The sequence below is a fragment of the Oryzihumus sp. genome (genome assembly GCF_054325275.1).
The window spans coordinates 1-24,770 of record NZ_JBTCWL010000022.1 but is presented as its reverse complement, the minus strand read 5'-3'; the positions used below and the strand labels follow the sequence as shown (position 1 = coordinate 24,770).

Annotated in this window: 28 protein-coding genes; 22 read left to right on the top strand and 6 right to left on the bottom strand. The window is 73.2% G+C overall.

The genetic code is table 11. The features are described from left to right. Positions 1-19: 19 nt before the first annotated feature. The 14 genes from rimM (at position 20) to ACXVGS_RS07715 (ending at position 11,167) form a co-directional block, all read left to right on the top strand. Complete coding sequence (gene rimM, locus ACXVGS_RS07780; protein ID WP_458536804.1) at positions 20-532, top strand: ribosome maturation factor RimM; 513 nt, start codon at positions 20-22, stop codon at positions 530-532. Position 533: 1 nt separating this feature from the next. Next, positions 534-1,328, top strand: coding sequence for a tRNA (guanosine(37)-N1)-methyltransferase TrmD (trmD, locus tag ACXVGS_RS07775; RefSeq protein ID WP_458533012.1), 795 nt, complete (start codon positions 534-536; stop codon positions 1,326-1,328). A 164-nt stretch (positions 1,329-1,492) separates the two neighbouring features. After that, entirely contained in the window at positions 1,493-1,852 is a 360-nt protein-coding gene (gene rplS / locus ACXVGS_RS07770) for a 50S ribosomal protein L19 (RefSeq protein WP_141788972.1), read from the top strand. A 68-nt stretch (positions 1,853-1,920) separates the two neighbouring features. Next, positions 1,921-2,649, top strand: a complete 729-nt coding sequence (gene lepB, locus ACXVGS_RS07765; protein WP_458527641.1) for a signal peptidase I — start codon at positions 1,921-1,923, stop codon at positions 2,647-2,649. Between the two features lie 2 nt (positions 2,650-2,651). Continuing rightward, complete coding sequence (gene lepB, locus ACXVGS_RS07760) at positions 2,652-3,623, top strand: signal peptidase I (protein WP_458527640.1); 972 nt, start codon at positions 2,652-2,654, stop codon at positions 3,621-3,623. Beyond that, on the top strand, positions 3,623-4,393 hold the full coding sequence (locus ACXVGS_RS07755; protein WP_458527639.1) for a ribonuclease HII: 771 nt from the start codon (positions 3,623-3,625) through the stop codon (positions 4,391-4,393). Before lepB (ACXVGS_RS07760) ends, ACXVGS_RS07755 begins: the two co-directional genes overlap by 1 nt. Continuing rightward, positions 4,390-4,713 (top strand): DUF2469 domain-containing protein, encoded by a 324-nt coding sequence (locus tag ACXVGS_RS07750; RefSeq protein ID WP_141788969.1) that lies wholly within the window; start codon positions 4,390-4,392, stop codon positions 4,711-4,713. Before ACXVGS_RS07755 ends, ACXVGS_RS07750 begins: the two co-directional genes overlap by 4 nt. 66 nt (positions 4,714-4,779) lie before the next feature. Further along, positions 4,780-5,316 (top strand): pyridoxamine 5'-phosphate oxidase family protein, encoded by a 537-nt coding sequence (locus tag ACXVGS_RS07745; RefSeq protein WP_458527638.1) that lies wholly within the window; start codon positions 4,780-4,782, stop codon positions 5,314-5,316. Between the two features lie 170 nt (positions 5,317-5,486). Further along, entirely contained in the window at positions 5,487-5,957 is a 471-nt protein-coding gene (locus ACXVGS_RS07740) for a hypothetical protein (RefSeq protein WP_458531174.1), read from the top strand. A gap of 206 nt (positions 5,958-6,163) precedes the next feature. Beyond that, positions 6,164-6,529 carry a YraN family protein gene (locus tag ACXVGS_RS07735; protein WP_458527691.1) on the top strand — a complete coding sequence of 122 codons (366 nt, stop codon included), beginning with the start codon at positions 6,164-6,166 and terminating at the stop codon, positions 6,527-6,529. After that, on the top strand, positions 6,526-8,064 hold the full coding sequence (locus ACXVGS_RS07730; RefSeq protein ID WP_458536803.1) for a YifB family Mg chelatase-like AAA ATPase: 1,539 nt from the start codon (positions 6,526-6,528) through the stop codon (positions 8,062-8,064). The genes ACXVGS_RS07735 and ACXVGS_RS07730 overlap by 4 nt, the downstream gene beginning before the upstream one ends. Further along, on the top strand, positions 8,061-9,173 hold the full coding sequence (dprA, locus tag ACXVGS_RS07725) for a DNA-processing protein DprA (protein WP_458527635.1): 1,113 nt from the start codon (positions 8,061-8,063) through the stop codon (positions 9,171-9,173). Before ACXVGS_RS07730 ends, dprA begins: the two co-directional genes overlap by 4 nt. 166 nt (positions 9,174-9,339) lie before the next feature. Then, a complete protein-coding gene (locus tag ACXVGS_RS07720) occupies positions 9,340-10,281 on the top strand; it encodes a tyrosine recombinase XerC (protein ID WP_458527634.1) in 942 nt (313 codons plus the stop codon). 193 nt (positions 10,282-10,474) lie between these two features. Further along, a complete protein-coding gene (locus ACXVGS_RS07715; RefSeq protein ID WP_458527633.1) occupies positions 10,475-11,167 on the top strand; it encodes a DUF3152 domain-containing protein in 693 nt (230 codons plus the stop codon). 1 nt (position 11,168) lies between these two features. On the opposite strand, the gene ACXVGS_RS07710 is transcribed toward ACXVGS_RS07715, so the two are convergent. From ACXVGS_RS07710 to ACXVGS_RS07700, 3 genes are all read right to left on the bottom strand, one after another. Then, positions 11,169-11,744: a M23 family metallopeptidase gene (locus ACXVGS_RS07710; protein WP_458536802.1), complete on the bottom strand. Its 576-nt coding sequence runs from the start codon at positions 11,742-11,744 to the stop codon at positions 11,169-11,171. Between the two features lie 134 nt (positions 11,745-11,878). Next, positions 11,879-13,057, bottom strand: coding sequence for a pyridoxal phosphate-dependent aminotransferase (locus tag ACXVGS_RS07705; protein ID WP_458533695.1), 1,179 nt, complete (start codon positions 13,055-13,057; stop codon positions 11,879-11,881). A gap of 19 nt (positions 13,058-13,076) precedes the next feature. Continuing rightward, positions 13,077-14,318 carry an MFS transporter gene (locus ACXVGS_RS07700; protein WP_458527690.1) on the bottom strand — a complete coding sequence of 414 codons (1,242 nt, stop codon included), beginning with the start codon at positions 14,316-14,318 and terminating at the stop codon, positions 13,077-13,079. 347 nt (positions 14,319-14,665) lie between these two features. Here ACXVGS_RS07700 and rpsB point away from each other — a divergent pair, with 347 nt between their 5' ends. The 7 genes from rpsB (at position 14,666) to rlmN (ending at position 20,770) form a co-directional block, all read left to right on the top strand. After that, positions 14,666-15,562 (top strand): 30S ribosomal protein S2, encoded by an 897-nt coding sequence (gene rpsB, locus ACXVGS_RS07695; RefSeq protein WP_141788962.1) that lies wholly within the window; start codon positions 14,666-14,668, stop codon positions 15,560-15,562. 91 nt (positions 15,563-15,653) lie between these two features. After that, complete coding sequence (gene tsf, locus ACXVGS_RS07690) at positions 15,654-16,484, top strand: translation elongation factor Ts (RefSeq protein WP_141788961.1); 831 nt, start codon at positions 15,654-15,656, stop codon at positions 16,482-16,484. Positions 16,485-16,650: 166 nt separating this feature from the next. Beyond that, entirely contained in the window at positions 16,651-17,019 is a 369-nt protein-coding gene (locus tag ACXVGS_RS07685) for a nuclear transport factor 2 family protein (protein WP_458527629.1), read from the top strand. A gap of 135 nt (positions 17,020-17,154) precedes the next feature. Beyond that, complete coding sequence (pyrH, locus tag ACXVGS_RS07680) at positions 17,155-17,886, top strand: UMP kinase (RefSeq protein ID WP_458527628.1); 732 nt, start codon at positions 17,155-17,157, stop codon at positions 17,884-17,886. A gap of 61 nt (positions 17,887-17,947) precedes the next feature. After that, positions 17,948-18,505 carry a ribosome recycling factor gene (gene frr, locus ACXVGS_RS07675; RefSeq protein ID WP_141788958.1) on the top strand — a complete coding sequence of 186 codons (558 nt, stop codon included), beginning with the start codon at positions 17,948-17,950 and terminating at the stop codon, positions 18,503-18,505. 27 nt (positions 18,506-18,532) lie between these two features. Then, positions 18,533-19,561 (top strand): phosphatidate cytidylyltransferase, encoded by a 1,029-nt coding sequence (locus tag ACXVGS_RS07670; RefSeq protein ID WP_458527627.1) that lies wholly within the window; start codon positions 18,533-18,535, stop codon positions 19,559-19,561. 51 nt (positions 19,562-19,612) lie between these two features. Continuing rightward, the gene (gene rlmN / locus ACXVGS_RS07665; RefSeq protein ID WP_458536801.1) at positions 19,613-20,770 is read left to right on the top strand and encodes a 23S rRNA (adenine(2503)-C(2))-methyltransferase RlmN; all 1,158 of its coding nucleotides are present in this window, start codon (positions 19,613-19,615) and stop codon (positions 20,768-20,770) included. 4 nt (positions 20,771-20,774) lie between these two features. On the opposite strand, the gene ACXVGS_RS07660 is transcribed toward rlmN, so the two are convergent. Genes ACXVGS_RS07660 through ACXVGS_RS07650 form a run of 3 tightly spaced genes read right to left on the bottom strand, consistent with a single transcriptional unit; the run spans position 20,775 to position 22,794 of the window. Continuing rightward, positions 20,775-21,299, bottom strand: coding sequence for a DUF1990 family protein (locus ACXVGS_RS07660; protein WP_458527625.1), 525 nt, complete (start codon positions 21,297-21,299; stop codon positions 20,775-20,777). Beyond that, entirely contained in the window at positions 21,290-22,387 is a 1,098-nt protein-coding gene (locus tag ACXVGS_RS07655; protein WP_458536289.1) for an LOG family protein, read from the bottom strand. Before ACXVGS_RS07655 ends, ACXVGS_RS07660 begins: the two co-directional genes overlap by 10 nt. Continuing rightward, entirely contained in the window at positions 22,387-22,794 is a 408-nt protein-coding gene (locus tag ACXVGS_RS07650; RefSeq protein ID WP_458533699.1) for a pyridoxamine 5'-phosphate oxidase family protein, read from the bottom strand. The genes ACXVGS_RS07655 and ACXVGS_RS07650 overlap by 1 nt, the downstream gene beginning before the upstream one ends. A 110-nt stretch (positions 22,795-22,904) precedes the next feature. Between ACXVGS_RS07650 and ACXVGS_RS07645 the strand changes: the two genes are divergently transcribed. Next, on the top strand, positions 22,905-24,770 hold a 1,866-nt coding region (locus ACXVGS_RS07645), incomplete at its 3' end, for a propionyl-CoA synthetase (protein WP_458536800.1).

Below are 24,770 nucleotides of genomic sequence, written 5' to 3'. Positions count from 1 at the left end.
ACCTGAGAGGATCTGCGCCATGGACGTCGTGGTGGCACGTATCGGCAAGGCGCACGGGCTGCGTGGAGAGGTGACCGTGGAGGTGCGCACGGACGCGCCGCGGGAGCGGTTCGTCGTGGGCACGTCGTTCACCACCGACCCGGCGTCGGCCGGCCCGCTGCACCTGCGCAGCGTCCGCGACCACAACGGCATCACGCTGCTCGGCTTCGAGGAGGCGCCCGACCGCACGGCCGCCGAAGGGCTGCGCGGGACGCTGCTCATCGCCGACGTCGATGAGGACGAGGACGACGAGAACGCGTGGTACGAGAAGGACCTGGTCGGGCTGCGCGTCCTGACCGTCGCCGGTGAGGAGGTCGGCGAGGTCGCCGGCGTGGACAGCCGCCCGGCGCAGGACCTGCTCGTGGTGAAGCTCGCCAGCGGCCGCGAGGCGCTGGTGCCGTTCGTCGAGGCGCTGGTGCCCGAGGTCGACGTCGAGGGCGGCCGCGTCGTCATCGACCCGCCGGCCGGGCTGCTCGAGCTGGACGAGGGCTGACATGCGCCTGGACGTCGTCTCGATCTTCCCCGACTACCTGGCGCCGCTGGACCTGTCGCTGATCGGCAAGGCGCGCCGGGAGGGCCTGGTCGACCTGCACGTGCACGACCTGCGCGACTTCACCCACGACCGGCACCGCACCGTCGACGACACGCCGTACGGCGGCGGCGCCGGCATGGTCATGCGGCCCGAGCCGTGGGGCGAGGCGCTGGACCACGTCGTCGCCGCCGGGGTCCCGGCGGTCGGCGGGGGAGTGCCGCACCTGGTCGTGCCCGGCCCCGGCGGCCGGCCGTTCACCCAGGAGCTGGCCCGCGAGCTCGCGCAGCAGCCCTGGCTCGCCTTCGCCTGCGGGCGCTACGAGGGCATCGACGAGCGCGTCTACGACGAGGCGCGCGAGCACATGCCGGTCAGTGTGCTGTCCCTGGGTGACTACGTCCTCAACGGCGGCGAGGTCGCCGTGCTGGCCATGGTCGAGGCGATCGCCCGCCTCATCCCCGGTGTGATCGGCAACGCCGAGTCCCTCGTCGAGGAGTCGCACGAGGACGGCCTGCTCGAGTACCCCGTCTACACCAAGCCTCCGGTGTGGCGCGGGCGCGGCATACCGGAGGTGCTGCTGTCCGGGCACCACGGCCAGATCGCGCGCTGGCGCCGCGACGAGCGGCTGCGGCGCACCGCGCAGCGCCGCCCGGACATGCTCGCCGCGCTCGACCCCGCCGCCCTGGACGAGCGGGACCGGGCCGTGCTCGCCGAGGCGGCCGGCGGATTTCAGTCCGGGCCGTCCACTGTGGCAGACTGACTCCTCGCGTCCTGCACCGATTCGCGCCCCTGCCACAGGGGGAGTGCTGCGATCCACGGCTCGCGGGAGCACCTATACGAGATGACGCTGGGCCGGGCGATGCCCCTGCTCCAGCACCTGACGCGCTCGGTGACCTGTGGCACCGGCGGGAAAGCGAACTGATCATGCACCAGCTCGACGCCATCGACCAGACGAGCCTTCGCGACGACGTCCCGGCCTTCCGCGCCGGTGACACCCTCAAGGTCCACGTCAAGGTCGTCGAGGGCAACCGCTCGCGTGTCCAGGTCTTCCAGGGTGTCGTCATCCGCCGCCACGGCCGCGGCGTCGGCGAGACCTTCACCGTCCGCAAGGTCAGCTTCGGGGTCGGCGTGGAGCGCACCTTCCCGGTGCACACCCCGATCATCGACAAGATCGAGGTCATGACCCGCGGTGACGTCCGTCGCGCCAAGCTGTACTACCTGCGCGACCTGCGCGGCAAGGCCGCCAAGATCAAGGAGAAGCGCGAGACGACCCCGGCCCGCTGAGGCCAGGTCGACATCGACTGCTCCGCCTGCGCGTGCCTTCACAGGCTCGCAGACTAGGCTCGGGACCGATGAACCCCGGACCGCCCACGGCACCTGCCGACACGCCGACGACCCCCGCTGGGCGGGAGGTCGCGCCACGTCACGCCACGCGACTGCGCTGGCTCGTGGTGGTGGTCGTCGCACTGCTGGTGACGCTGGCGGTCCGGGGTTTTCTCGTCCAGTCGTTCTACGTGCCGTCCGCCTCGATGCAGCCCACGCTGCAGCCCGGTGACCGGATCATGGTGACCAGGGTGGGGGCCGTGCACCGGGGGGACGTCGTCGTGTTCGACGGCAGCACCACGTTCGCCGCCGGCGGCTCCACCGGGCCGGCGCCGACCGGCCTCGTCACCAAGGTCGTGAGCGGCGTGGCCTCGCTGCTGTCGGTCCAGACGCACGAAAGCGACTACGTCAAGCGGGTCGTCGGCGTCGCCGGCGACCACGTCGTCTGCTGTGACGCCCAGGGGGCCCTGCACGTCAACGGGGTGGCCGTGCACGAGCCCTACCTCTACCCCGGTGACAAGCCCAGTGACCTGACCTTCGACGTCACCGTCCCGGCGGGACACATCTGGGTCATGGGTGACCACCGCAGCGACTCGGCAGACTCACGCGCCCACCTGGGCGACCCCGGAGGAGGAATGGTGCGGCTGGATGACGTGATCGGGCGAGCGGCGCTCGTGTACTGGCCCCTGGGCCGGACGGCGACGCTGAGCTCCCCCGGTGAGCTCGCCGGCATCCCGGCTGCCCAGGGCCAGCGGTGAACGTGACCGGGAACCCTCGCCCCGACCTGCCCGAGGACGTCCAGGAGCCCATGCCCCACGGCCCGCCCGGACAGAGGCCCGTCGACGGCTCCGCGCAGGTGCCGGCCGACGCGCCCGCACCGGACGCGCCCGCGGCTGACGTGCCGGCGGCCGGAGTGCCGGCGGCCGCCGGAGTGCCGGCAGGCGCGGCCCACAACGACCTGGAGGACGACGACGAGCTCGAGCACGAGGAGACCGTCTACGAGATCGGCCCGGGTGACCGGCGGCAGGGTCCCGGACGCGCCGTGCTCTCCGCGGTCAAGGAGGCCGCGATCGTCGTCGGCATGGCCCTGGTCCTGTCCCTGGTGGTCAAGACCTGGCTGATGCAGGCGTTCTACATCCCCTCCGGGTCCATGGAGAACACCCTCGTCAACGGCGACCGCGTCATCGTCAGCAAGCTCACCCCGGGGCCGTTCGCCCTGCAGCGCGGCGACGTCGTCGTCTTCGAGGACCCGGCCAACTGGCTCGGCGAGCCGGTCCCGGTGCAGCGCGGGCCCCTCGGCGGGGCCGTCCACAACACCCTGACCTTCGTGGGCCTGCTGCCCACCGACGAGGGCAACCACCTCATCAAGCGGGTCATCGGGCTGCCCGGCGACCACGTGGTGTGCTGCGACGACCAGCACCGGATCACCGTCAACGGCGCGCCACTGAACGAGCCGTACATCAAGCCGGGCGACGAGCCGAGCCGGCAGGAGTTCGACATCACCGTGCCCGCGGGACGGGTGTGGGTGATGGGCGACCACCGCTCCGACTCCTCTGACTCCCGGTTCCACGACAACGGCGACGGGGGCAAGACCGGGTCGGTGCCCGAGTCCAAGATCGTCGGGCGGGCCCTGTCCGTGGTCTGGCCCGTCGCAGACTGGTCCTGGCTGAGCCGGCCCACGGCCACGTTCGCCAAGGTGCCGCCGCCGCAGACCACAGCCTCGGGGCACTGATGGCCGGGGCGACCGCGAGCCGGAAGCCCTCACTGCGGGTCGAGCGCGAGCTGCAAAGGCAGGGCCACCGCGTCCTGGCCGGCATGGACGAGGTCGGCCGGGGTGCGCTGGCCGGACCGGTCAGCGTGGGCGTGGTCGTCATCGACGAGACCTGTCGCACCGCGCCGCAGGGCGTCAAGGACTCCAAGCTGCTCAGCCACCTGGCCCGCGAGCGGATGGTGCCCAGGATCGAGCGCTGGGCCCTGGCCCATGCCGTCGGGCACGCCTCCCCGGAGGAGATCGACGCCATCGGCATCATGGCCGCGCTGCGGCTGGCGGGCACCAGGGCACTGGCCGCGCTGCCCGTGACCCCGGACCTGGTCATCCTCGACGGCAACCACGACTGGCTCACCGACCCTGAGCGGGTGGGCCTGCTCGGCCTGCTCGACGACGGAACCGGTCCCGCCACGCCGCCGGTGACCACGATGGTCAAGGCCGACATGAAGTGCTCGTCGGTGGCCGCGGCCAGCGTGCTGGCCAAGGTCGAGCGTGACGCGATCATGGTGCGGCTCGCCGCCGGGTCCCCGGCATACAGCTGGGAGCTCAACAAGGGCTACTCCGCACCCGAGCACCTCGCCGCGCTGGAGCAGCACGGTCCCTGCGAGCACCACCGGCGGTCCTGGCGGCTGCCCGGCGTGGTGCCGGCGCAGACGGGCCCCGAGGCGCCCCCTGTGGGGGATGATGAGGGCAGCAGCACCCCGCCGGAGACCGTGGAGATGAGCGTCGTATGAGTGCCGAGGACCTCGAGAAGTACGAGACCGAGATGGAGCTGCAGCTCTACCGGGAGTACCGCGACGTCGTCGGCCTCTTCTCCCACGTGGTGGAGACCGAGCGCCGGTTCTACCTCGCCAACTCCGTCGACGTGAAGGTGTGCAACGACGGCGGCGACGTCTACTTCGACGTGACCATGGCCGACGCCTGGGTGTGGGACGTCTACCGCCCGGCCCGGTTCGTCAAGAACGTGCGCGTCGTGACGTTCAAGGACGTCAACGTCGAGGAGCTGGCCAAGAGCGACCTCGAGCTGCCCAAGGAGGGCGGCTTCTCCGGCTGAGCCCGGCACCGGTCCGGGCCGGCGCGTTGGCTGCCTCCTGTCGGCGACCGGGGTCATGATCGGGGCATGCTCGAGACACCCGCCGACCTCGACCGGCTGCAGGCTCTGCTCGACCGTTCCCATGCCGGCGCCGGGAGCCACCTGCGCGGCATCATCACCGACGAGCGCACCCTGACCGCCCGCGAGCTGACCGGGCTGCTCACCGGCATGCGCACGCTCGCCGTGGCCACGGTGACCGCCGCCGGGGAGCCGCGCATCAGCGGCCTGGACGGGCACCTGCTGCACGGCCGGTGGGTCTTCACCACCAGCGGCTCCGCGCACAAGGCGCACCACCTGCGGGCGCGCCCGGCGACCAGCGCGGCATACCTCGAGGGGGACGACCTGGGGGTGTTCACGCACGGCCACGTGGAGTTCCTCGGGCCGGACCACCCCGACCGCGCGGAGGTCGAGGCGCACCTGACCGCCCACTACGGCAGCTCCCCGTCGAGCTGGGGCGACGACATCGTCTACTGCCGGGTCGAGCCGACGTGGATGGTGGGTTATGCCTTCCAGCGTTCGGCCCTCCTGGCCGATCGCGGGGTCCCGGAGGACGCCCGCGGCTGAGCCGGTTGCCCCACATGGGGCTCGTCCCCTGGCGAGGTTGGAGACTCGCCATCGGTCCGGATCAGACCGCCTGCATCTGCTGGCTCATGGGTCGACGGCTGACCTTGCTGCGACTCGACACCCCATGCGCCGGTCAGGCGCCATCTGCCCCTGTTTGACATCCTTTCCGCATGTCGACGTTCAACGCCGTCCTGCCGGTCTTCTCTCTGCTCGTCGGTGCAGGTCTGTCCTATGCAGCAGAAGAGCGCCGGTATCGGAGGCTTCGCCGCGACCAGGCGAGTGACTCGCTCCGGTCACAACGGACGGACGCCTATCGGATGTTCGTCAAGAACGCCCATTCGGCCGCCCATCACATCGGCCGTGCCACGCCAGGTTGTCCCATGCCGCTCGAGGATGCACCGGAAGCATGGGCAGCGATTGATCGCGACGTGGCTCGCGACCTGTACGAGCTCGAGCTGCTCGCCACTGACGAGACGCTCGACGCGGCCCGAACTCTACGGCAGGATCTGGTCGCCTTTCGCCAGACGGTGATCGACGGTGCCCGCTACCTCGACGACCCCTACCGCGCTGCCTTGGGGACGTACCAAGCGTCCCGAACGCGTTTCCTGCGGCGAGCCCGGACGGAGATCGTGGACGGGTAGCCCGCCAGGGCAGCGGCCGCTCAGGGCAAGGCTACGGACGCTGGACGCCCGCTGCTGAGCCGGTTGGTCCACATGGGGGGTCGCCGGTCGTCCCATCGTCCACAGGCCGCTCACCGTCCCTGTCGCCGGGTGGCCGTGGCGGCCAGCATCGGTGACCGGAGGTGGTTGCCGTGGGGGCGACGGGGCAGGGGAGCGCGACCGGCGGCATGCCGCACCGGGTCGCCAGTGCGGTCGGTGCGTATGGCGAGCGGCTGGCCGCGCGCTACCTCACCGAGGCGGGGCTGGAGGTGGTCGACCGGAACTGGCGCTGCGACCAGGGCGAGATCGACATCGTCGCGCTGGACGGCGATTGCCTGGTGGTCTGTGAGGTCAAGACCCGACGCAGCACCGCGTTCGGCAGCCCGGTCGAGGCGGTGACCTGGCGCAAGGCGGCCCGTCTGCGCCGACTCGCGGCGTGCTGGCTGGCCGAGCACGAGGTTGGTGCCCGCGACGTGCGCATCGACGTCATCGGGGTGCTGCGCCCGCCGCGGGGTCCGGCCGTAGTCGACCACCTCGTGGGGGTGTGGGCATGACCCTCGGACGCACCCGGTCTGTGGCCCTGTCCGGCATCGAGGGTGCCATGGTCGAGGTCGAGGCCGACTTCGCGCAGGGGCTGCCGCAGTTCGCCGTGAGCGGCCTGCCCGACGCGGCCTGCAAGCAGTCACCGGACCGGATCCGCGCGGCGGCGTCCAACTCCGGGGTGCCGGTGCCCCACCGCCGGGTCACGGTCAACCTGTCACCGGCTTCGCTGCCCAAGGCCGGCTCCGGCTTCGACCTGCCCATCGCGGTCGCGGTGCTCGCGGCCGCCGGAGCCCTGCCGAGCGGGGTCGTGGAGGAGGTGGTGCACCTCGGGGAGCTGGCCCTCGACGGCACCGTCCGTCCGGTGCGCGGCGTGCTCCCGGCTGTGCTCGCCGCCGCCCGGGCGGGGGTGCAGGAGGTCGTGGTCCCGGCCGCCAACGCCGCCGAGGCGGCCCTGGTGCCCGATGTCCGGGTCCACCCGGCGAGGACCCTCGCCGAGCTGGTGCAGCGCTACGTCGTCCTCGGCCGGGGTGGCCGGCCCGAGGAGCCCGAGGTCATGAGCGTGGCCGAGCTGGCGCTGCCGCCCCCGCCGGACCTGCGCGACGTGGTCGGGCAGGACGAGGCCCGGCTGGCGCTGGAGATCGCGGCAGCCGGCGGGCACCACGTGTTCATGGTCGGGCCGCCCGGTGCCGGCAAGACGATGCTGGCCGAACGCCTGCCGGGCCTGCTGCCGGAGCTGGACCACGACCAGGCACTGGAAGTCACGGCGATTCAGTCGGTGCTCGGCATCCTCCCTGGAGAGGGAGCGCTGGTGCGCCGGCCACCGTTCGTGGCCCCGCACCACGGTGCCTCGATGCCCGCGATCATCGGGGGCGGCAGCGGGGTCATCCGCCCGGGCGCCATCAGCCAGGCCCACCACGGGGTCCTGTTCCTCGACGAGGGGCCGGAGTTCCGCACCAACGTGCTCCAGGCGCTGCGCCAGCCGGTCGAGGCCGGACGCGTCGTCGTGGCGCGGGCCTCGGGGGTGGTGACCTACCCGGCACGGTTCCAGCTGGTCATGGCCGCCAACCCGTGCCCGTGCGGGCTGGGGTTCGGCAAGGGCACGGACTGCTCCTGCACGCCGATGGCGCGCCGGGCCTACCTCGGCAAGATCGCCGGTCCGGTCCTCGACCGGGTCGACCTGCAGCTGCCGGTGCGCGCGGTGTCCCGGGCCGCCCTGGGTGGTGAGCCCGGCGAGCCCACGGCGGTGGTGGCCCTGCGCGTCGCGGCCGCCCGCGCGCTGCAGGCCCAACGGCTGGCCGGCACCCCGTGGCGGCTGAACTCCCACGTCCCCGGCTCCGAGCTGCGGCGCGGGTCGCTGCGCCTGTCCGCCGCCGCGACCTCCGACCTGGACCGGGCCATCGACCGTGGCCTGCTGACCCTGCGCGGCTACGACCGGGTGCTGCGGCTGGCCTGGACCCTGCGCGACCTGGCCGGCGGCGGATCGCCCACCCGCCAGGACGTCGGGCTGGCCCTGACGCTGCGGGCACACGCGGCGGTGGCGGCATGAGCGCCCCGGTGAGCAGCCTGCTCGACCAGGACCGGTTCGCCCGGGCGGCCTGGAGCCGGCTGGCCGAGCCCGGCGACGTGGTGGCGGTGTCGCTCGTCGCCCGGATCGGTGCGGTCGAGGCGCTGCGCGCCGTGCGGGAGCAGGCCCACCCGGCACTGGAGCGGTTCGCCCCTCGGCTGGCGGTGCTCGACGTCGAGCGCGACCTGGAGGTCGGGGCCAGGTTCGGAGCCCGGGTCCTGTGCCCGGGCGACCCCGGCTGGCCCACCGGGCTGGACGACCTGACCGCGCCCCCGTTCTGCCTCTGGGTGCGTGGCCCCGCCGACCTGGCGTCGGGCTGCCGACGCAGCGCGGCCGTCGTGGGTGCCCGCAGCGCCACTGCCTACGGCGAGATGGTCGCCACCGACCTGGCGGCGGGCCTCGCCGAACGCGGCTTCGTCGTGGTCTCCGGGGCGGCGTTCGGGATCGATGCGGCCGCCCACCGGGGCGTCCTGGCCGTCGACGGCACCACCGTGGCGGTGCTGGCCGGTGGCGTCGACCGGCCCTACCCGGCCGCTCACGCCACGCTGCTCGGGCGGATCGTCGAGTCGGGTCTCGTGGTCAGCGAGGTCGCCCCTGCGTCGGCGCCGACGAAGTCCCGGTTCCTGCAGCGCAACCGGCTCATCGCGACGATGACGGTGGGCACGGTGGTGGTCGAGGCGGGACTGCGCTCGGGGTCGCTCAACACTGCCCGCCATGCCGCCGAGCACGGTCGGGTCGTGGCCGCGGTGCCCGGGCCGGTCAGCTCGATGATGTCGGCCGGCTGCCACCAGGCGATGCGCGACGGCTACGCCGTGCTCGTGACCGACGCCGCCGAGGTCGCCGACGCGCTGGGGGACCTCGGCGCGGACTCCGCCTTGCGCCCCAGCGACCCGGTCCGGCCCGGCGACGACCTCGACGAGCTCACCACCCGGGTGCACGCCAGCCTGCCGGTGCGCCGCGGCGTGCCCGTGGAGCGGCTCGCTGTCGCCGGCGGGCTCTCCCCGGCCGAGGTGGCTGCCGGCCTGGGCCGGCTGGAGCTGCTCGGCCTGGCCGAGCGGCACGGGGACGGGTGGCGCCAGCGGCGCCCGTGAGGCAGCGCCGCGGACGCTCGGTCCGTGTTCCGGTGCGGCGTCGAGATCCGCCGTCGTGGCCCCACGCCCTGGCTGACCACGTGACCGGCCGTCGCGGCCCGGCCGGGTCGGCGGCGCGCCGGTGGCGGTGTTTGCCCGGGCCGGCGTCCTTTGCCACGGTGGCGAGGTGTCCAGCAGCGAGCCGGAGCCGGGGGGAGCGTCCGCAGGAGCGGACGACGCCGTCGAGGCCTTCGCGCGGCACCTGCGCTCGGAGCGGGGCCGCTCGGAGCACACCCAGCGCGCCTACCTCGGCGACGTGCGCTCGCTGCTCGGGTTCGCCGCCGAGCGGGGGGTCACCGGGCTGGCCGACCTGCAGCTGGCCGACCTGCGGTCGTGGCTGGCGCACCTGTCCGAGACCGGCGCGGCACGGTCGACGGTCGCTCGCCGGGCAGCGGCGGCCCGGGCGTTCCTGCAGTGGGCCACCCGGACCGGTCGGATCGCCGCCGACCCCTCCCTGCGCCTGGCTGCCCCCAAGCGCTCCCGGTCCCTGCCCGCCGTGCTCAAGCCGGCGGAGGCCACCGACCTACTTGACCTCGCTGCCGTGGCCTCCGACGACGAGGACCCGATCCACTTGCGTGACCGCGCCGCTCTGGAGCTGCTCTACGCCAGCGCCGTCCGGGTGGGCGAGCTGGTGGGCCTCGACCTCGACGATGTGGACCTGGCAGCGGGCACCGTGCGGGTGCTGGGCAAGGGAGCCAAGGAGCGCGTCGTGCCGTTCGGTGACCCGGCCCGACGGGCGCTGCGGGACTGGCTGGACCGTGGCCGTCCGCAGCTGGTGACGCCCGAGAGCGGCCCGGCGCTGCTGCTCGGCCGCCGCGGCCGCCGGGCGGACCCGCGGCAGGTGCGCAGTGCCGTCCACAACCTGCTGTCCCACGTGCAGGACGCCCCCGACCTCGGCCCGCACGGGTTGCGTCACAGCGCAGCCACCCACCTGCTCGAAGGTGGCGCCGACCTGCGCACGGTCCAGGAGATGCTCGGGCACGCCAGCCTGGCGACCACGCAGATCTACACGCACGTCTCGGTCGACCGGCTGCGCCGGTCCTACGAGCAGGCACACCCCCGTGCGTGAGCCCCTAGGTGGTCGTCGCCCCCGGTCCCGAAGCGGGGCCGGTGGCCCCCGATCCGCGACGTCGGACTCGTCCTCCCCGGCGCCGGCGGGACCAGCCGGCACGCGCGCCCGACCTCCCGGGGACGACCCCCGCCGGCCGGGCCGCGCCGCGGAGCGCTCCGGCCGCCCCGGCACGCGGCGGGTCAGCCGCCGGGTGAGGTTGCGACGGACGCTGTCAGCGGCGGCGGGGCTGGTCCTGGTCACCCTCGCGGTCCTGCACCTCGACCCGTTCGGGGGCACCGGGGCACCTGGAGCCGGCACGCCGGCGGCTGCTGCCGACCTGACCGGCCGTCCCGTGGTGCCGGTGCAGGGGACCGGTCGGATCCGGGTCGTGCCGGTGGCCGGTCCCGCCTCGACCGCCACCGGCCGCACGGTGCGCTACACCGTCGAGGTCGAGGACGGCCTCGGCGTCGACGCTCGCACGGTGGCCGCGACCGTGCGCACCGTGCTGCTGGACCGCCGCGGCTGGCAGACCAAGGACCGGGTCCGCTTCGTCAACGTCACCCCGGCCCAGTCGGCGGCGGGAGCCAAGGTGGACATCCGGGTCACCCTGGCCAGCCCGGCGCTGACCGACCGGCTCTGCGCCCCGCTGCTGACGCGCTCGGAGGTGTCCTGCTGGAACGGCACCCGGGCGGTGTTGAACCTGCGGCGCTGGGTGGTCGGCGACGACAGCTACGGCCGCGACGTGGCGCGCTACCGCATCTACCAGGTCAACCACGAAGTCGGGCACGGGCTGGGCCACGGCCACCAGACCTGCCCGCGCCGCGGCACGCCGGCGCTGGTGATGCAGCAGCAGACGATCACCCTCGGCGGGTGCCAGGCCTGGCCGTGGCCGACGCGGCCCTGACTCAGGGCAGCGGCAGCAGCACCGGCTGTCGGTGGGTGAGCAGGGTCAGCGGGTCACGGTAGTCAGCCCGGAGCAGGGCGCCCCAGTGCAGGCACGTGCGGGGCGCGCAGTGCCCGGCGGTGGTGGCCACGATGCCCAGGCGGTCGCCTCGCCGGACCAGCCGACCTAGCGTCACGACGGGGCTCAGGGGTTCATAGGTGGTGCGCCAACCGCCGTGGTGCCGCACCGAGACCACGCCGCGCCCCGCGACGGTCCCGACGAAGGTCACCACGCCGTCGGCCGCTGCCAGGACCGGCTGGCCCGGCTGAGCCGCCAGGTCGACCCCACGGTGGCCCGCCGACCACGGGTGCTCCGGCCTGGTGAAGCCGCGCAGCACGGCCGGGCGGGGGCTCAGCGGCCAGCCCCACCGGGCCGCCGGCCGGGAGCCAGGCCCCGGCCGGACGGGGGAGTCCACCGCCTGTCGCGACACGACCGGGGCCGGGCTGCGCCCGGGGTCATCCGGGGCTGCACGGGCCTGGGTGAGGACGGCGCCGAGGGCGGTGGGCAGCAGCAGGCCGAGGGTGATCGCGGTGCGCATGGACCCCACCGTGGACCGGGCCGCCGGCCGCGGGGGCACCCACCGGGCGACCTGTGGACGGCGGGACGAGCGCGATACCCCATGTGGACAGGGCAGCCCAGCTCGGCGAGAGCACGGAGCCGACCGGATCGGGGTCAGGCGTGGATGGCCAGCCCCGAGAGGCGGCGGACCGCCTCGTGCAGCACCTCGTCCCGCTTGCAGAACGCGAACCGGACCAGCGTGCACGCCGCGTCGACGTCGTCGTGGAACACCGACACGGGCACGCCGACCACGCCGCAGAGCTCGGGCATCCGCCGGCAGAAGTCCACCGCGTCGGTGACGCCCAGCGGCGCGGCGTCGGCGACCACGAAGTAGGTCCCGGACGGCCGCGCCACCGTCAGGCCGGCCCCGACGAGGCCCTCGCAGAGCAGGTCGCGCTTGGCCTGCAGGGAGGTGGACAGCCCGGCATACAGGGCGTCGGGCAGGTCCAGCGCGGTGGCGACCGCGGGCTGGAACGGGCCGCTTGCCACGTAGGTGAGGAACTGCTTGACGGTGCGCACGGCCGTCACCGCCGACGCCGGCCCGGTCAGCCACCCGACCTTCCACCCGGTCGCGGAGAACGTCTTGCCCGCCGAGGAGATGGTGAGGGTGCGCTCGGCCATCCCCGGAAGCGTGGCCATCGGCACGTGCTCGAGGCCGTCGAAGACCAGGTGCTCGTAGACCTCGTCGGTCACCACCCACGCGTCGTGCTCGCGGGCCAGCGCCGCGATGAGCTCCAGCTCGGCCCGGGTGAACACCTTGCCGGTGGGGTTGTGCGGGGTGTTGAGCAGCACCAGTCGGGTTCGCGAGGAGAACGCGGCGCGCAGCGAGGCCTCGTCGACGGCGAAGTCCGGGAAGCGCAGCACCGAGGTGCGCCGCTGCGCACCGGCCAGGGCGATGGTCGCGGCGTAGGAGTCGTAGTACGGCTCGAAGGTCACCACCTCGTCGCCCGGCTCGCACAGGGCCAGGACCGTGGCCGCGATCGCCTCGGTCGCCCCGGCGGTCACCAGCACCTGGGACGACGGGTCCACCGGTATGCCGTAGAACCGGCGCTGGTGCCCGGCGACCGCCGCCAGCAGCTCCGGAACGCCCGGGCCGGGTGGGTACTGGTTGCGCCCGGAGCGGATGGCGTCCACCGCGGCCTCCAGCATGGCCTGCGGGCCGTCGGTGTCGGGGAAGCCCTGCCCGAGGTTCACCGCGCCGGTGCGGGTCGCCAGGGCGCTCATCTCCGCGAAGATGGTCGTCCCGAAGCCCTGCATGCGCTCGATCAGGGGAGTGGCCGGCGGTTGTCCCATGCCCGGCAGGCTAGGCCGCCTACGCCTCGACGGCACCTGCGTCCGCACCGGAGTCCGCCCCGGCGCCGGAGTCGGCGTCGGCGTGGGCGATGTGGGCCAGCTGCCGCCAGACCAGCGCCAGCGTCACCGCGGACCCGGCGAAGGCGAACCAGAAGGGGGCGGTCAGGCCCCACCGCTCGGCGATGACGCCGCCGAGGCCCTGCCCGACGACCAGCCCCAGGAACAGCCCGACCAGGTAGACGCTGCCGACCCGGCCCTGGAACTCCTTGGGCACCGCGCGTTGGCGCACTGCCTGCGACAGCGTGCCCCAGACGAACGCGTAGGCCCCGAAGACGACCATGATCACGATGGCCACCCAACCGGTCGTGGTCAGCGCCAGCGCCAGGTGGGTCACGACCTCGAGCAGCAGGCAGGCGCGCATCAGGGCGGCGAGCGGCACGCGCCGTTCCAGCCAGCCGTATCCGCCGGTCCCCACCAGGCCGCCCAGCGCGGCGGCCGTGGTGAGCAGGCCGAAGCCCACCTCGCCCATGTGCAGGTGCTCCAGGGAGTACAGGACGAGCACCGACCAGGCAGCGCCCCAGGTCACGTTGAACGCGAGGATGACCAGCGCGAGGGTGCGCACCGGCGCGTGGCCGCGGATCCACCGCAGCCCGTCGGCGATGTCGCGCCGCACGTGGGTGGCCGAGGTGTCGCGCACGGCGCCGCGAGGCGTCGCGATCCGGGAGACGAGCAGCACGCCCAGGGCCACGCAGACCGCCTGGACGACGAACGGCCATGCCATCCCGGCGGCGAAGAGGAACGCCCCGACCGGGGGACCCACCAGCTGGTTCATCGTGAGGTAGCCGGCCTGGAGCCGGGCGTTGCCGATGCCGAGGTCGTCCTTGGGCACGAGCATCGGCAGCAGCGTGCTGCTCGTGGTGTCCGCGAAGACCTCCGCGACGCCGTAGACGAACATCGTCACGAGCACCAGGGCGATGGACACCCGTCCGGTGACGATGGCCAGGCAGAGCACCCCGACCACGACGGCCCGCAGCAGGTCCGCGACCATGACGACGACGCGGCGGTCGAGCCGGTCGGCGATCGCGCCGGCCCACAGCCCGAACACCAGCCAGGGGAGGCGCTGCAGCAGCGCCGCGAGCGCCACGAGCACCGCGTTGCGGGTCTGCGAGGCGACGAGCAGGGGGCCTGCAGCCAGGGCGATCCCGTCGCCGATGTTGCTCACCCACGAGGATCCGAGCAGCCAGCGGAAGCTGCGGCCCATCCGTGGGGGCGCGACGACGTCGAGGGCTCGGCTCACGGGCCGCCAACCTACCGAGCCTCGCCCGCGCGGGCTCCCTTGTTTCCCGGTTCCTGGCGATTTCCTGATCCCTGCCCGCACCGCGTACGATGGCCGCACCACAGGTAGGCCCTTTGCCACGCCCGTGGAATTCGCGCGCCTCCCCGCCACCGCAGGCACCCGGCACACACCGGCTCCTGCACCGGGACGCACCTCGCAAGCGGTCCCGGCCTCACGGCCGGGTTCGGGGTGGGTCGGAGGCGCCAGGCACGTGAGCGGCAATCCCGTCGCGACCGTGGATAACCGGCACCGAACGAAAGCGAGACCTCGGCATGGCCGTCGTCACCATGCGCCAGCTCCTCGAGAGCGGCGTCCACTTCGGGCACCAGACCCGTCGCTGGAACCCCAAGATGAAGCGCTTCATCATGACGGAGCGCAATGGCATCTACATCATCGACCTGCAGCAGTCGCTGACGTACATCAACAACGCCTACGACTTCGTCAAGGAGACCGTCGCCCACGGCGGCACCATCCTGTTCGTCGGCACCAAGAAGCAGGCCCAGGAGCCGATCGCCGAGCAGGCGACGCGCGTCGGCATGCCGTACGTCAACCACCGCTGGCTCGGTGGCATGCTCACCAACTTCAACACCGTCAGCAAGCGCCTCGCGCGGCTGAAGGAGCTCGAGGAGATCGACTACAGCGACGTCGCCGGCTCCGGTCGCACCAAGAAGGAACTTCTCGTCATGAAGCGCGAGAAGGACAAGCTCGAGAAGACCCTGGGCGGCATCCGCAACATGTCCAAGGTCCCCTCGGCCGTGTGGATCGTGGACACCAAGAAGGAGCACCTCGCCGTCACCGAGGCGCGCAAGCTCAAGCTGCCGATCATCGCGATCCTCGACACCAACTGCGACCCCGACGAGGTCGACTACAAGATCCCCGGCAACGACGACGCCATCCGCTCGGTCACGCTGCTGACCCGCGTGGTCGCCGACGCCGTGGCCGACGGCCTCATGGCCCGCTCCGCCGCCAAGGGTGGCGAGGCTGCCGCTGACGGCACCGTCGCCACCGACGAGCCGCTGGCCGAGTGGGAGCGCGAGCTCCTCTCCGGTGACGCCGAGGGCGCTGCCGAGTCCACCGGTGCTGCCGAGGCCGCAGACGCCACCGCGCCGGCCGAGACCGCCGAGGCTGCCGAGACCGCCGCGCCGGCCGAGACCGACGCCAAGGCCTGAGCCTGAATCCCTGGTTGCCACGGCCGGGTCGGTGGGATTCGTCCCACCGGCCCGGCCGACCACCGATCTGAGCAGAAAGAGCGATACAACGATGGCGAACTACACCGCCGCTGACATCAAGGCGCTGCGCGAGCAGACCGGCGCCGGCATGCTCGACGTGAAGAAGGCCCTCGACGAGGCCGACGGCGACCGCGCCAAGGCCACCGAGATCCTGCGCGTCAAGGGCCTCAAGGGCGTCACGAAGCGTGAGGGCCGCACCACCTCCAACGGCCTGGTCACCGCCAAGGCCGAGGGTGGCGTGGGCACCCTGGTCGAGGTCCTGTGCGAGACCGACTTCGTCGCCAAGGGCGAGAAGTTCATCGCCCTGGCCGACCAGGTGCTGCAGCAGGCCGTGCGCGTCGGTGCGACCGACGCCGACACCCTGCTCGACAGCGAGCTGGAGGACGGCAAGACCGTCAAGGCCCTCCTCGACGAGGCCAACGCCACCATCGGCGAGAAGATCGAGGTCAAGCGCCTCGCCCGCCTCGAGGGCCCGACCGTGGTGTCCTACCTGCACAAGACCAGCCCCGACCTGCCCGCGCAGATCGGCGTCCTGGTCGCCACCGACGGTGGCGAGGAGCAGGTCGCCAAGGACGTCGCGATGCACATCGCCGCGTTCAGCCCCACCGTGCTGACCCGTGACGAGGTCGACGCCGAGACGGTCGAGAACGAGCGTCGCGTCGCCGAGGCCACGGCCAAGGAGGAGGGCAAGCCCGAGGCTGCCCTGCCCAAGATCGTCGAGGGTCGCGTCAACGGCTTCTTCAAGGAGAACGTCCTGCTCGAGCAGCCGTTCGCCAAGGACGCCAAGAAGTCGGTCGGCAAGGTCCTCGAGGAGGCCGGCGCCACCGCCAAGGGCTTCGCCCGCTTCCGCGTCGGCAGCTGACGCACCGCTTCAATCACCCGCCGGTATGCCGGTGGGTCACCGCGGCCCGGCCCCTCACCGAGGGTGCCGGGCCGTGGTGCGTCCCGGGTCGGGGGAACGCTCGTCAGCCCCGCGCGGCGCGGGTCTGGTGTGGACGCCGGGCCCGGGCGGGTGTTTGCTTCCGCCCATGAGTGACGCCGTGGACCCCAACACCGCCTGCCTCCTGCGGGACTGGCACGCCGCCGTCAACGCCAGGGACCTGCCCACCGTGCTGCGCCTGTGCACGTCGGACGTGGCCGTGACCGGTCCACGGGGCACCGGGTCCGGCCAGGACCTCATGCGCGACTGGCTGGAGCGCAGCGGCATCCGCCTCAGGCTCGTCTCCCTCAAGGCCTTCGACGACGGGGTCCTCGCCGAGCAGGTGGCCTCGTGGCCGGCCGGGACCGGTGCACAGGAGCCCGTGCCCTGCGTGACCGTCTTCCGTGTCCGGGACGGCAAGGTCTCGGCCGTGGAGCGTTACGAGAGCCTCGAGGCGGCCACCGCTGCCCGCACCTGAGCCGGCCGGCTGCCTCGCCCGGGCCGCCCGGGTGCGGCCACGGCATACCCGCTGGTGGGACGGGCCGCGTCGCGGCGCGTCCGCAGGCTGTGACAGGATCGACCGACCGCTGCATGACCATTTCCGGGAGGCCCCGTGTCCGACCTCAGCCCGCACCCGACCTACAAGCGGGTCCTGCTCAAGCTCTCCGGCGAGGTGTTCGGCGGTGGCAAGGTCGGTCTCGACCCCGACGTGGTGCGGGGCATCGCCGAGCAGATCGCCGAGGCCGCGCGTGAGGGCGTCCAGGTCGCCGTGGTCATCGGCGGCGGCAACTTCTTCCGCGGCTCCGAGCTGCAGCAGAAGGGCATGGACCGCACCCGCGCCGACTACATGGGCATGCTCGGCACGGTGCTCAACTGCCTGGCCCTGCAGGACTTCCTCGAGAAGGAGGGCGTCGAGACGCGGGTCCAGACCGCCATCACGATGGGGCAGGTCGCCGAGCCCTACATCCCGCGCCGGGCGATCCGCCACCTCGAGAAGGGCCGCGTCGTGATCTTCGGCGCCGGCGCCGGCATGCCGTTCTTCTCCACCGACACCGTCTCGGCCCAGCGCGCCCTCGAGATCAAGTGCGACGCCGTGCTGATGAGCAAGAACGGCGTGGACGGCGTCTACACCGCCGACCCCCGCACGGACCCCGACGCTGTCAAGCTCGAGCGCGTCTCCTACCAGGAGGCGCTGGTCAAGGGCCTGCGGGTCGTCGACGCCGCCGCGTTCAGCCTCTGCATGGAGAACAAGCTGCCGATGATCGTCTTCGGCATGGAGGGCGAGGGCAACGTGGCGCGGGCCGTCCGGGGTGAGAAGATCGGCACGCTCGTCACCGCCGACTGACCAGCTTGTCTTCCGGGCACGCCGTGGCCCGCACCGCCGTTACACCGAATGAGGAGTCCTGATGCTTGACGAAACCCTGCTCGAGGCCGAGGAGAAGATGGAGAAGGCCATCGAGGTCGCCAAGGAGGACTTCGCCAGCATCCGCACCGGCCGGGCCAACCCGGCGTTGTTCACCAAGCTCCTGGTGGACTACTACGGCTCCCCGACGCCGCTGCAGCAGCTGGCCTCCTTCCAGACGCCCGAGGCGCGGACCATCCTCATCACCCCGTTCGACAAGTCGGCCATGCACGAGATCGAGAAGACGCTGCGCGACTCCAACCTCGGCGTGAACCCCAACAACGACGGTGGGGTCATCCGGATCAACCTGCCGGAGCTGACCGAGGAGCGCCGCCGCGAGTACATCAAGCTCGCCCGTCACAAGGGCGAGGAGGCCAAGGTCTCCATCCGCAACATCCGCCGCAAGGCCAAGGAGGAGATGGACCGCCTGGTCAAGGACGGAGAGGTCGGCGAGGACGACGGCGTGCGGGCGGAGAAGGAGCTCGAGACCGTGACCAAGAAGTACGTCGACACCGTCGACAGCCTGCTCAAGCACAAGGAAGCCGAGCTGCTCGACGTCTGAGGGCGTGCCGCACCGGGTGCCAGCGAGATGAACACCTCCCCGCCGTCGCGACGCGAGCGACGTGAAGCCGACGCGGCCGGGCCGACCAGGGGGCCGGGCCGCGCCGGTCGCCGTCGACCCGTCGAGAAGCCGGACGGCACCCCGCCCGCCCCGGCCCCGGACCAGGTCGCGGGCGCGAGCCAGGACACGGGCGCGAGTCAGCCGCCCGCGAGCCGGGCCGCCCGCAAGCAGCCCGCCGCCGGTCCGGGGAGGGCCGGTCGCAACCTGCCCGCCGCCATCGGCGTCGGCGTGGGCCTGGGCGCGGTCATCGTGGCGAGCCTGTTCATCCGCAAGGAGGCCTTCCTCGCTGTCGCGGTCCTGGCCGTCTGCACCGGGGTGTGGGAGCTCTCCCACGGGCTGTCCGCAGGCCGGATCCGGGTCCCGCTGCTGCCCAGCGTCGTCGGCGCCGCGACCATGGTGGTCGCCGCCTACAAGGGCGGCGGGCAGGCGCTCACGGTGGCCTTCGGGCTGACCTGTGTCGCGGTGCTGCTCTGGCGGGTCGCCGACGGCCTCGACGACGCGATGCGCGACATCGCCGGGGGCATCTTCGTCGCCGCCTACGTGCCGCTGCTGGCGGGGTTCGCGTCGCTGATGCTCGCCGAGCCCGACGGGCCCTGGCGGATCTTCGTCTTCGTGCTGGTCACGGTCTGCAGCGACGTCGGCGGCTACGCGGTCGGCGTGGTCCTGGGCAAGCACCCGATGGCGCCCTCGGTGAGCCCGAAGAAGTCCTGGGAGGGCTTCGCCGGATCGACGTTGTTCTGCGTCGTGGGCGGGATCTTCGGTGTGACGCTGGCGCTGCACGCGGCCTGGTGGGTGGGCGCCGTGCTCGGCCTCGCCGCGGTGGTCACCGCCACGTTGGGCGACCTCACCGAGTCGATGATCAAGCGCGACCTGGGTATCAAGGACATGGGTACCCTGCTCCCCGGCCACGGTGGCGTGATGGACCGGCTGGACTCGCTCCTGCTGGTCGCGCCCGTGGTGTGGGCGCTGCTCACGGCGTTCGTCCCCGCCCGCTGACCCCCGCCGTGTTTGGCCGGTGCGGCCGAGGCTGAGAGACTGGGCCCCGACATGTCGACCTCCCTGCCCGACCCCAGCACGCAGCGCCCCCGCCCGGGGCAGCTGACCTTCGCCGCACCCCGCCGGGGCAAGCCCCCGCAGCACCTCGCCGACCTCGCCCCGGCCGAGCGCAAGGCCGCGGTCGAAGCGCTGGGCCACAAGGGCTTCCGGGCCAAGCAGCTCTCCGCGCACTACTTCGAGCGGCTGGTCGACTCCCCGGAGGAGATGACCGACCTGCCCAAGGCGATCCGTGACGAGCTGGTGGCCGGGCTGCTGCCGCAGCTGATCACCCCGGTCCGCACCGTCACCGCCGACGAGGGCGCGACGGTGAAGTCGGTCTGGCGCCTGCACGATGGCGCGCTCGTGGAGAGCGTGACCATGCGCTACCCCAACCGGGTCACGATCTGCGTCTCCAGCCAGGCCGGCTGCGGCATGAACTGCCCCTTCTGCGCCACCGGCCAGGAGGGCCTGACCCGCAACATGTCCACCGCCGAGATCGTCGAGCAGGTGGTGGCCGCGGCCCGCTCGCTGCGCTGTGGCGAGGTGGCCGGCGGGAGCGAGGACGCGCCGCTGCGGGTCAGCAACGTCGTGTTCATGGGCATGGGGGAGGCGCTGGCCAACTACAAGGCGGCCATCGGTGCGATCCGCCGGCTCACCGACAAGGCCCCGGACGGCCTGGGCATGTCCGCCCGCGGCATCACCATGTCGACCGTCGGCCTGGTGCCCGGCATCGACAAGCTCGCCGCCGAGGGCATCCCGGTCACGCTCGCCCTGTCGCTGCATGCCCCCGACGACGAGCTGCGCAACGAGCTCGTGCCGATCAACACCCGTTGGAAGGTCGACGAGGCGCTCGACGCGGCCTACCGCTACTTCGAGGCCACCGGCCGCCGGGTCAGCATCGAGTACGCCCTCATCAAGGACATCAACGACCACGCCTGGCGCGCCGACCTGCTCGGCGACAAGCTCAACGCCAGCGGCCGCGGCTGGGTGCACGTCAACCCGATCCCGCTCAACCCCACCCCGGGGTCGAAGTGGACCGCCTCCCGCAAGGGCGTCGAGCAGCAGTTCGTCGAGCGCCTGCGCGCCCACGGCATCCCGACCACGATCCGCGACACCCGGGGCAGCGAGATCGACGGCGCCTGCGGTCAGCTCGCCGCCGCCACCGCCTGAGCGCTCACCCCTCTGCCAGCCGCCGCAGGGTGGCGACGTAGCGCCGGAGCGCGACTCCCTGCAGCCCCCGCGTCAGCGGCGGGACCGCGCGGGAGTACCACCGGGCGCCCCGGCTGAACGCGCTGATCGTGAACCGGACGGTGCCGTCGAGGTCCTCGAGCAGGAACGCCTCCTCGCCCGCCTCGGGGTGCCCGGGCAGGGTGCCGTAGGCGAACCCGGCCCGACCAGGCTCCTCGAGTGCCCAGACCACCCGGCAGGGGATGTCGAGCCCGAGCGGCCCGATGCCGAGCCGGCCCACCGTCTCCACGCCCTCCCGCGCCCGGCCGGAGGTCGCCTTCAGCGGGAGCCCGAAGGACGCGTGCATCCGCCACGTCATGAGGGCCTCGGCCGCCCGGTCGAACGCGCCCGGGCTGTTGCCGATGGGCGCGGCGACCTTCGCGCGGTGGAAGCCGGCGGGGGCTGACCCGTCCGCGGTCCCGCCGACGCCGGGATAGGTGAACGGCGCGCCGGTCAGGTCGGTCAGCTCCATGGTGCCGCCAGGATCGCGACGGCCTCGTCCGGGTCGTCGACCAGGTGCACCGCCGAGCTCATGGCGCGCCCGTCGCCGAGCGCCTGCAGCGCCGGCCAGACCGGTATGCCGTCGGTCCAGTGCTCGCGCCCGACCAGGACCATCGGGGGCGGCTTCGCGGCCCCGGCGTAGTAGAGCCGGGTGGCGGCCTGGAACACCTCCTGCACCGTGCCCGCGGCGCCGGGGAGGATCACCAGCCCGGCGGTGCAGCGGGCCAGCAGGCCGTCCTCGCGCAGGGCGTTGCTGAAGAACTTGGCCACCCCGTCGCAGAACACGTTCGGCGGCTCGTGGCCGTAGAACCAGGTCGGCAGGCCGACGCTGCGGACCGGGGCGCCCGCGGCGGGGGCCACGTCGTCGCGCACGGCCAGGCCGGTCCGGGCCCAGGCGGCCACGTCGGCGGCGAAGCCGGGCACCTCGGCGAGCCGGTGCTGGGCCGCCTCGAGGAGGCCCGCGTGCCGGCAGAAGGCGCCGAGGTTGGCCGCCTCCATCGCGCCCGGTCCGCCGCCGGTGGCCACGACCAGCCCGGCGGCCGCCAGGGCGTGCCCGAGCCGCACGGCCGCGGCATAGTCGACGCTGCCGCGCGTGACGGCGTGCCCGCCCATGACGCCCGCCACGGGCAGTCCGTCGAGCAGCTCGTCGAGGGCGTCACCCATGGAGTCGTCATGGACCGCCCGCAGCAGGGTGACGAACACGTCGCTGCGGACCCGGGCGTCCTGGTACCACGCGTAGGCGCGGGCGTCGGGGGTGGCGGCGTAGCCGTCGCCGGCCAGGCCGGCATACAGCTCGTGCGGGCTGTAGAGCTGCGCCCGGTAGGGGTTGATCGGGGCGTGCGGGTCGGTGGGGAAGAGCAGCGCGCCGTGCGAGCGCAGGTGCGCCTCCAGCGCGGGGGTGAGCCGGCCACCGAGCACGACCAGCCCGTCGAGGTCGGTGTGCCGCAGCAGCGCGGTCTCGCGTCGGCGCAGGTCGAGGTCCTGCAGCCGCATCCCGCGCAGCGGCGTGTGCCGGGACAGTGCGGTGTCGAGCGCGGCGAGGGTCTCGATCTCGCGCATCAGCGCCCCCGGGTCGGGCGCTCGACCAGGCCGAGCACGCGGTCGACCGTGACCTCGAGCACCACGCGGCGGGGGTTCTCCCGCGGCTCGCGGTAGCGGACGGCATACCGGCCTTCGGCGTCGTGGACCGACGCCGCGTCGGTGAGCACGCGCACCGGGCCCTCCAGCGACAGCCAGCGCCACCCGTCGACCTGGCACAGCACGGCCCGGCCCGAGGCGGCGTTGCGGGCCTTGCGGCTGGTCCCGCTGGTGATGATGCGGGCGACGCCGGCCGCGGGGTCCCAGGTGAAGCCGACCGGCACGACGTGCGGGCTACCGTCCGGGCGCAGGGTGGTCAGGGTGGCGAGGTGGCGCTCGGCGAGGAAGGCGAGCGCGGCCTCGGGCAGGGCGCGGGGGTGCAGGGCCACGGGCGTCAGCCTTGCAGATGCCCCGGCCGCCCCGCGTGAGGCCTGGAGGTCCGGGGCCTCGGGCCTTCCGGCAGGTGGTCGGACGGCTGGTCGCGGGCGAGGATGGCGCCATGACCGACGGTGCATACGCTCAGGCCTACCGACGCAGCCTGGAGGACCCGGACGGCTTCTGGGGCCGGGCCGCCCGCGACATCGACTGGATCACGCCGCCGAAGCGGGTGCTCGACGACGACCGGCCGCCGTTCTACCGGTGGTTCACCGGCGGGCGCCTGAACACCTGCTTCAACGCCCTCGACCGGCACGTCATCGCCGGCCGGGCCGACCAGCCCGCGCTGCACCACGTCAGCCCGGTCACCGGCACGACCCGGACGCTGACCTACGCCCAGCTGCTCGACCTCGTCGCCCGGTTCGCCGGGGCGCTGCGCGGACTTGGCGTCGGCAAGGGCGACCGGGTGGTCATCTACATGCCGATGGTCCCCGAGGCCGTCGTCGCGATGCTGGCGTGCGCGCGGATCGGCGCGGTGCACTCGGTGGTCTTCGGCGGGTTCGCCCCGGCCGAGCTGGCCGCCCGGATCGAGGACGCCGAGCCCAGGGTGGTCGTGGCCGCCTCGTGCGGCATCGAGCCCTCCCGGGTGGTGGAGTACAAGCCGATGCTCGACGCGGCGATCGAGCGCTCCTCGCACAAGCCGGAGCACGTGGTCGTGCTCCAGCGGCCGCAGGCCGAGGCCGCCATGGGGGAGCGCGACCTGGACTGGACGATGCTCATGCACCCCGACGCCACAGCCCCGGCCGGCTGCGTGCCGGTCGAGGCGACCGACCCGCTCTACGTCCTCTACACCTCCGGCACGACCGGGCGGCCCAAGGGGATCGTGCGCGACAACGGGGGCCACGCCGTGGCGCTGCGCTGGTCGATGACCAACGTCTTCGGGGTGCGCCCGGGGGAGACGTGGTTCACCGCCAGCGACGTGGGCTGGGTGGTCGGCCACTCCTACATCGTCTACGCCCCACTGCTGACCGGATGCACGACCGTGCTCTACGAGGGCAAGCCGGTCGGCACCCCCGACGCCGGGGCGTTCTGGCGGGTCGTGTCCGACTTTGGCGTCTCGGCGATGTTCACCGCGCCCACCGCGATCCGCGCGATCAAGAAGGAGGACGCTGCCGGGGCACTGATGGCGGGGCAGGACCTGTCCTCCCTGCGCACGCTGTTCCTCGCGGGGGAGCGGCTCGACCCCGACACCTGGGCCTGGGCCAGCGAGCGGCTCGGGGTGCCGGTGGTCGACAACTGGTGGCAGACCGAGACAGGCTGGCCGATCGCGGCCAACCCCCGCGGCCTGCAGCCGCTGCCGATCAAGCCCGGCTCGCCGAGCGTGCCCGTGCCGGGGTATGCCGTGCAGGTGCTGGACGAGCGTGGCGCACCGGTGCCGCCCGGTGTGGAGGGGGCGATCTGCCTCAAGCTGCCGATGCCCCCGGGGACGCTGCCGACGTTGTGGGGGGACGACGAGCGCTACGTCGCGTCCTACCTGTCGGCCCACGCGGGCTACTACCTCACCGGTGACGGCGGCTACCTCGACGAGGACGGCTACCTGTTCGTCATGGGCCGCACCGACGACGTGCTCAACGTGGCCGGGCACCGCCTCTCGACCGGGTCGCTGGAGGCCGCGCTGGCCGGTCATCCCGCGGTGGCCGAGTGCGCGGTGATCGGTGTGGTCGACGAGCTGAAGGGCCAGGTGCCCCGGGCGCTGGTAGTGCTCAAGGCCGGTGTCGACGTGTCCGCCGAGGGTGCGCGAGAGGCGCTGGAGGCCGAGCTGGTGAAGCGGGTGCGGGACGAGGTGGGGCCGGTCGCGGCGCTGCACCAGGTCGACATCGTCCCGGCGCTGCCCAAGACCCGCTCCGGCAAGATCCTGCGCAAGACGATGCGGGAGATGGCGGATGGGGCTACGCCGGCGGTGCCGAGCACCATCGAGGACGCGTCCGTC

What these genes read in the sequence shown, in the direction of transcription:
- ACXVGS_RS07705 (WP_458533695.1), bottom strand. Translation starts at nt 13,057, where the DNA reads ATGGGACAACCGCCGGCCACTCCCCTGATCGAGCGCATGCAGGGCTTC.
- ACXVGS_RS07660 (WP_458527625.1), bottom strand. Translation starts at nt 21,299, where the DNA reads ATGGAGCTGACCGACCTGACCGGCGCGCCGTTCACCTATCCCGGCGTC.
- ACXVGS_RS07710 (WP_458536802.1), bottom strand. Translation starts at nt 11,744, where the DNA reads ATGCGCACCGCGATCACCCTCGGCCTGCTGCTGCCCACCGCCCTCGGC.
- ACXVGS_RS07750 (WP_141788969.1), top strand. Translation starts at nt 4,390, where the DNA reads ATGAGTGCCGAGGACCTCGAGAAGTACGAGACCGAGATGGAGCTGCAG.
- rplS (WP_141788972.1), top strand. Translation starts at nt 1,493, where the DNA reads ATGCACCAGCTCGACGCCATCGACCAGACGAGCCTTCGCGACGACGTC.
- rpsB (WP_141788962.1), top strand. Translation starts at nt 14,666, where the DNA reads ATGGCCGTCGTCACCATGCGCCAGCTCCTCGAGAGCGGCGTCCACTTC.
- ACXVGS_RS07655 (WP_458536289.1), bottom strand. Translation starts at nt 22,387, where the DNA reads ATGCGCGAGATCGAGACCCTCGCCGCGCTCGACACCGCACTGTCCCGG.
- ACXVGS_RS07730 (WP_458536803.1), top strand. Translation starts at nt 6,526, where the DNA reads ATGACCCTCGGACGCACCCGGTCTGTGGCCCTGTCCGGCATCGAGGGT.
- ACXVGS_RS07670 (WP_458527627.1), top strand. Translation starts at nt 18,533, where the DNA reads ATGAACACCTCCCCGCCGTCGCGACGCGAGCGACGTGAAGCCGACGCG.
- ACXVGS_RS07740 (WP_458531174.1), top strand. Translation starts at nt 5,487, where the DNA reads ATGTCGACGTTCAACGCCGTCCTGCCGGTCTTCTCTCTGCTCGTCGGT.
- dprA (WP_458527635.1), top strand. Translation starts at nt 8,061, where the DNA reads ATGAGCGCCCCGGTGAGCAGCCTGCTCGACCAGGACCGGTTCGCCCGG.
- ACXVGS_RS07700 (WP_458527690.1), bottom strand. Translation starts at nt 14,318, where the DNA reads ATGGGCCGCAGCTTCCGCTGGCTGCTCGGATCCTCGTGGGTGAGCAAC.
- rimM (WP_458536804.1), top strand. Translation starts at nt 20, where the DNA reads ATGGACGTCGTGGTGGCACGTATCGGCAAGGCGCACGGGCTGCGTGGA.
- ACXVGS_RS07685 (WP_458527629.1), top strand. Translation starts at nt 16,651, where the DNA reads ATGAGTGACGCCGTGGACCCCAACACCGCCTGCCTCCTGCGGGACTGG.
- ACXVGS_RS07745 (WP_458527638.1), top strand. Translation starts at nt 4,780, where the DNA reads ATGCTCGAGACACCCGCCGACCTCGACCGGCTGCAGGCTCTGCTCGAC.
- lepB (WP_458527641.1), top strand. Translation starts at nt 1,921, where the DNA reads ATGAACCCCGGACCGCCCACGGCACCTGCCGACACGCCGACGACCCCC.
- tsf (WP_141788961.1), top strand. Translation starts at nt 15,654, where the DNA reads ATGGCGAACTACACCGCCGCTGACATCAAGGCGCTGCGCGAGCAGACC.
- rlmN (WP_458536801.1), top strand. Translation starts at nt 19,613, where the DNA reads ATGTCGACCTCCCTGCCCGACCCCAGCACGCAGCGCCCCCGCCCGGGG.
- ACXVGS_RS07755 (WP_458527639.1), top strand. Translation starts at nt 3,623, where the DNA reads ATGGCCGGGGCGACCGCGAGCCGGAAGCCCTCACTGCGGGTCGAGCGC.
- frr (WP_141788958.1), top strand. Translation starts at nt 17,948, where the DNA reads ATGCTTGACGAAACCCTGCTCGAGGCCGAGGAGAAGATGGAGAAGGCC.
- trmD (WP_458533012.1), top strand. Translation starts at nt 534, where the DNA reads ATGCGCCTGGACGTCGTCTCGATCTTCCCCGACTACCTGGCGCCGCTG.
- ACXVGS_RS07735 (WP_458527691.1), top strand. Translation starts at nt 6,164, where the DNA reads ATGCCGCACCGGGTCGCCAGTGCGGTCGGTGCGTATGGCGAGCGGCTG.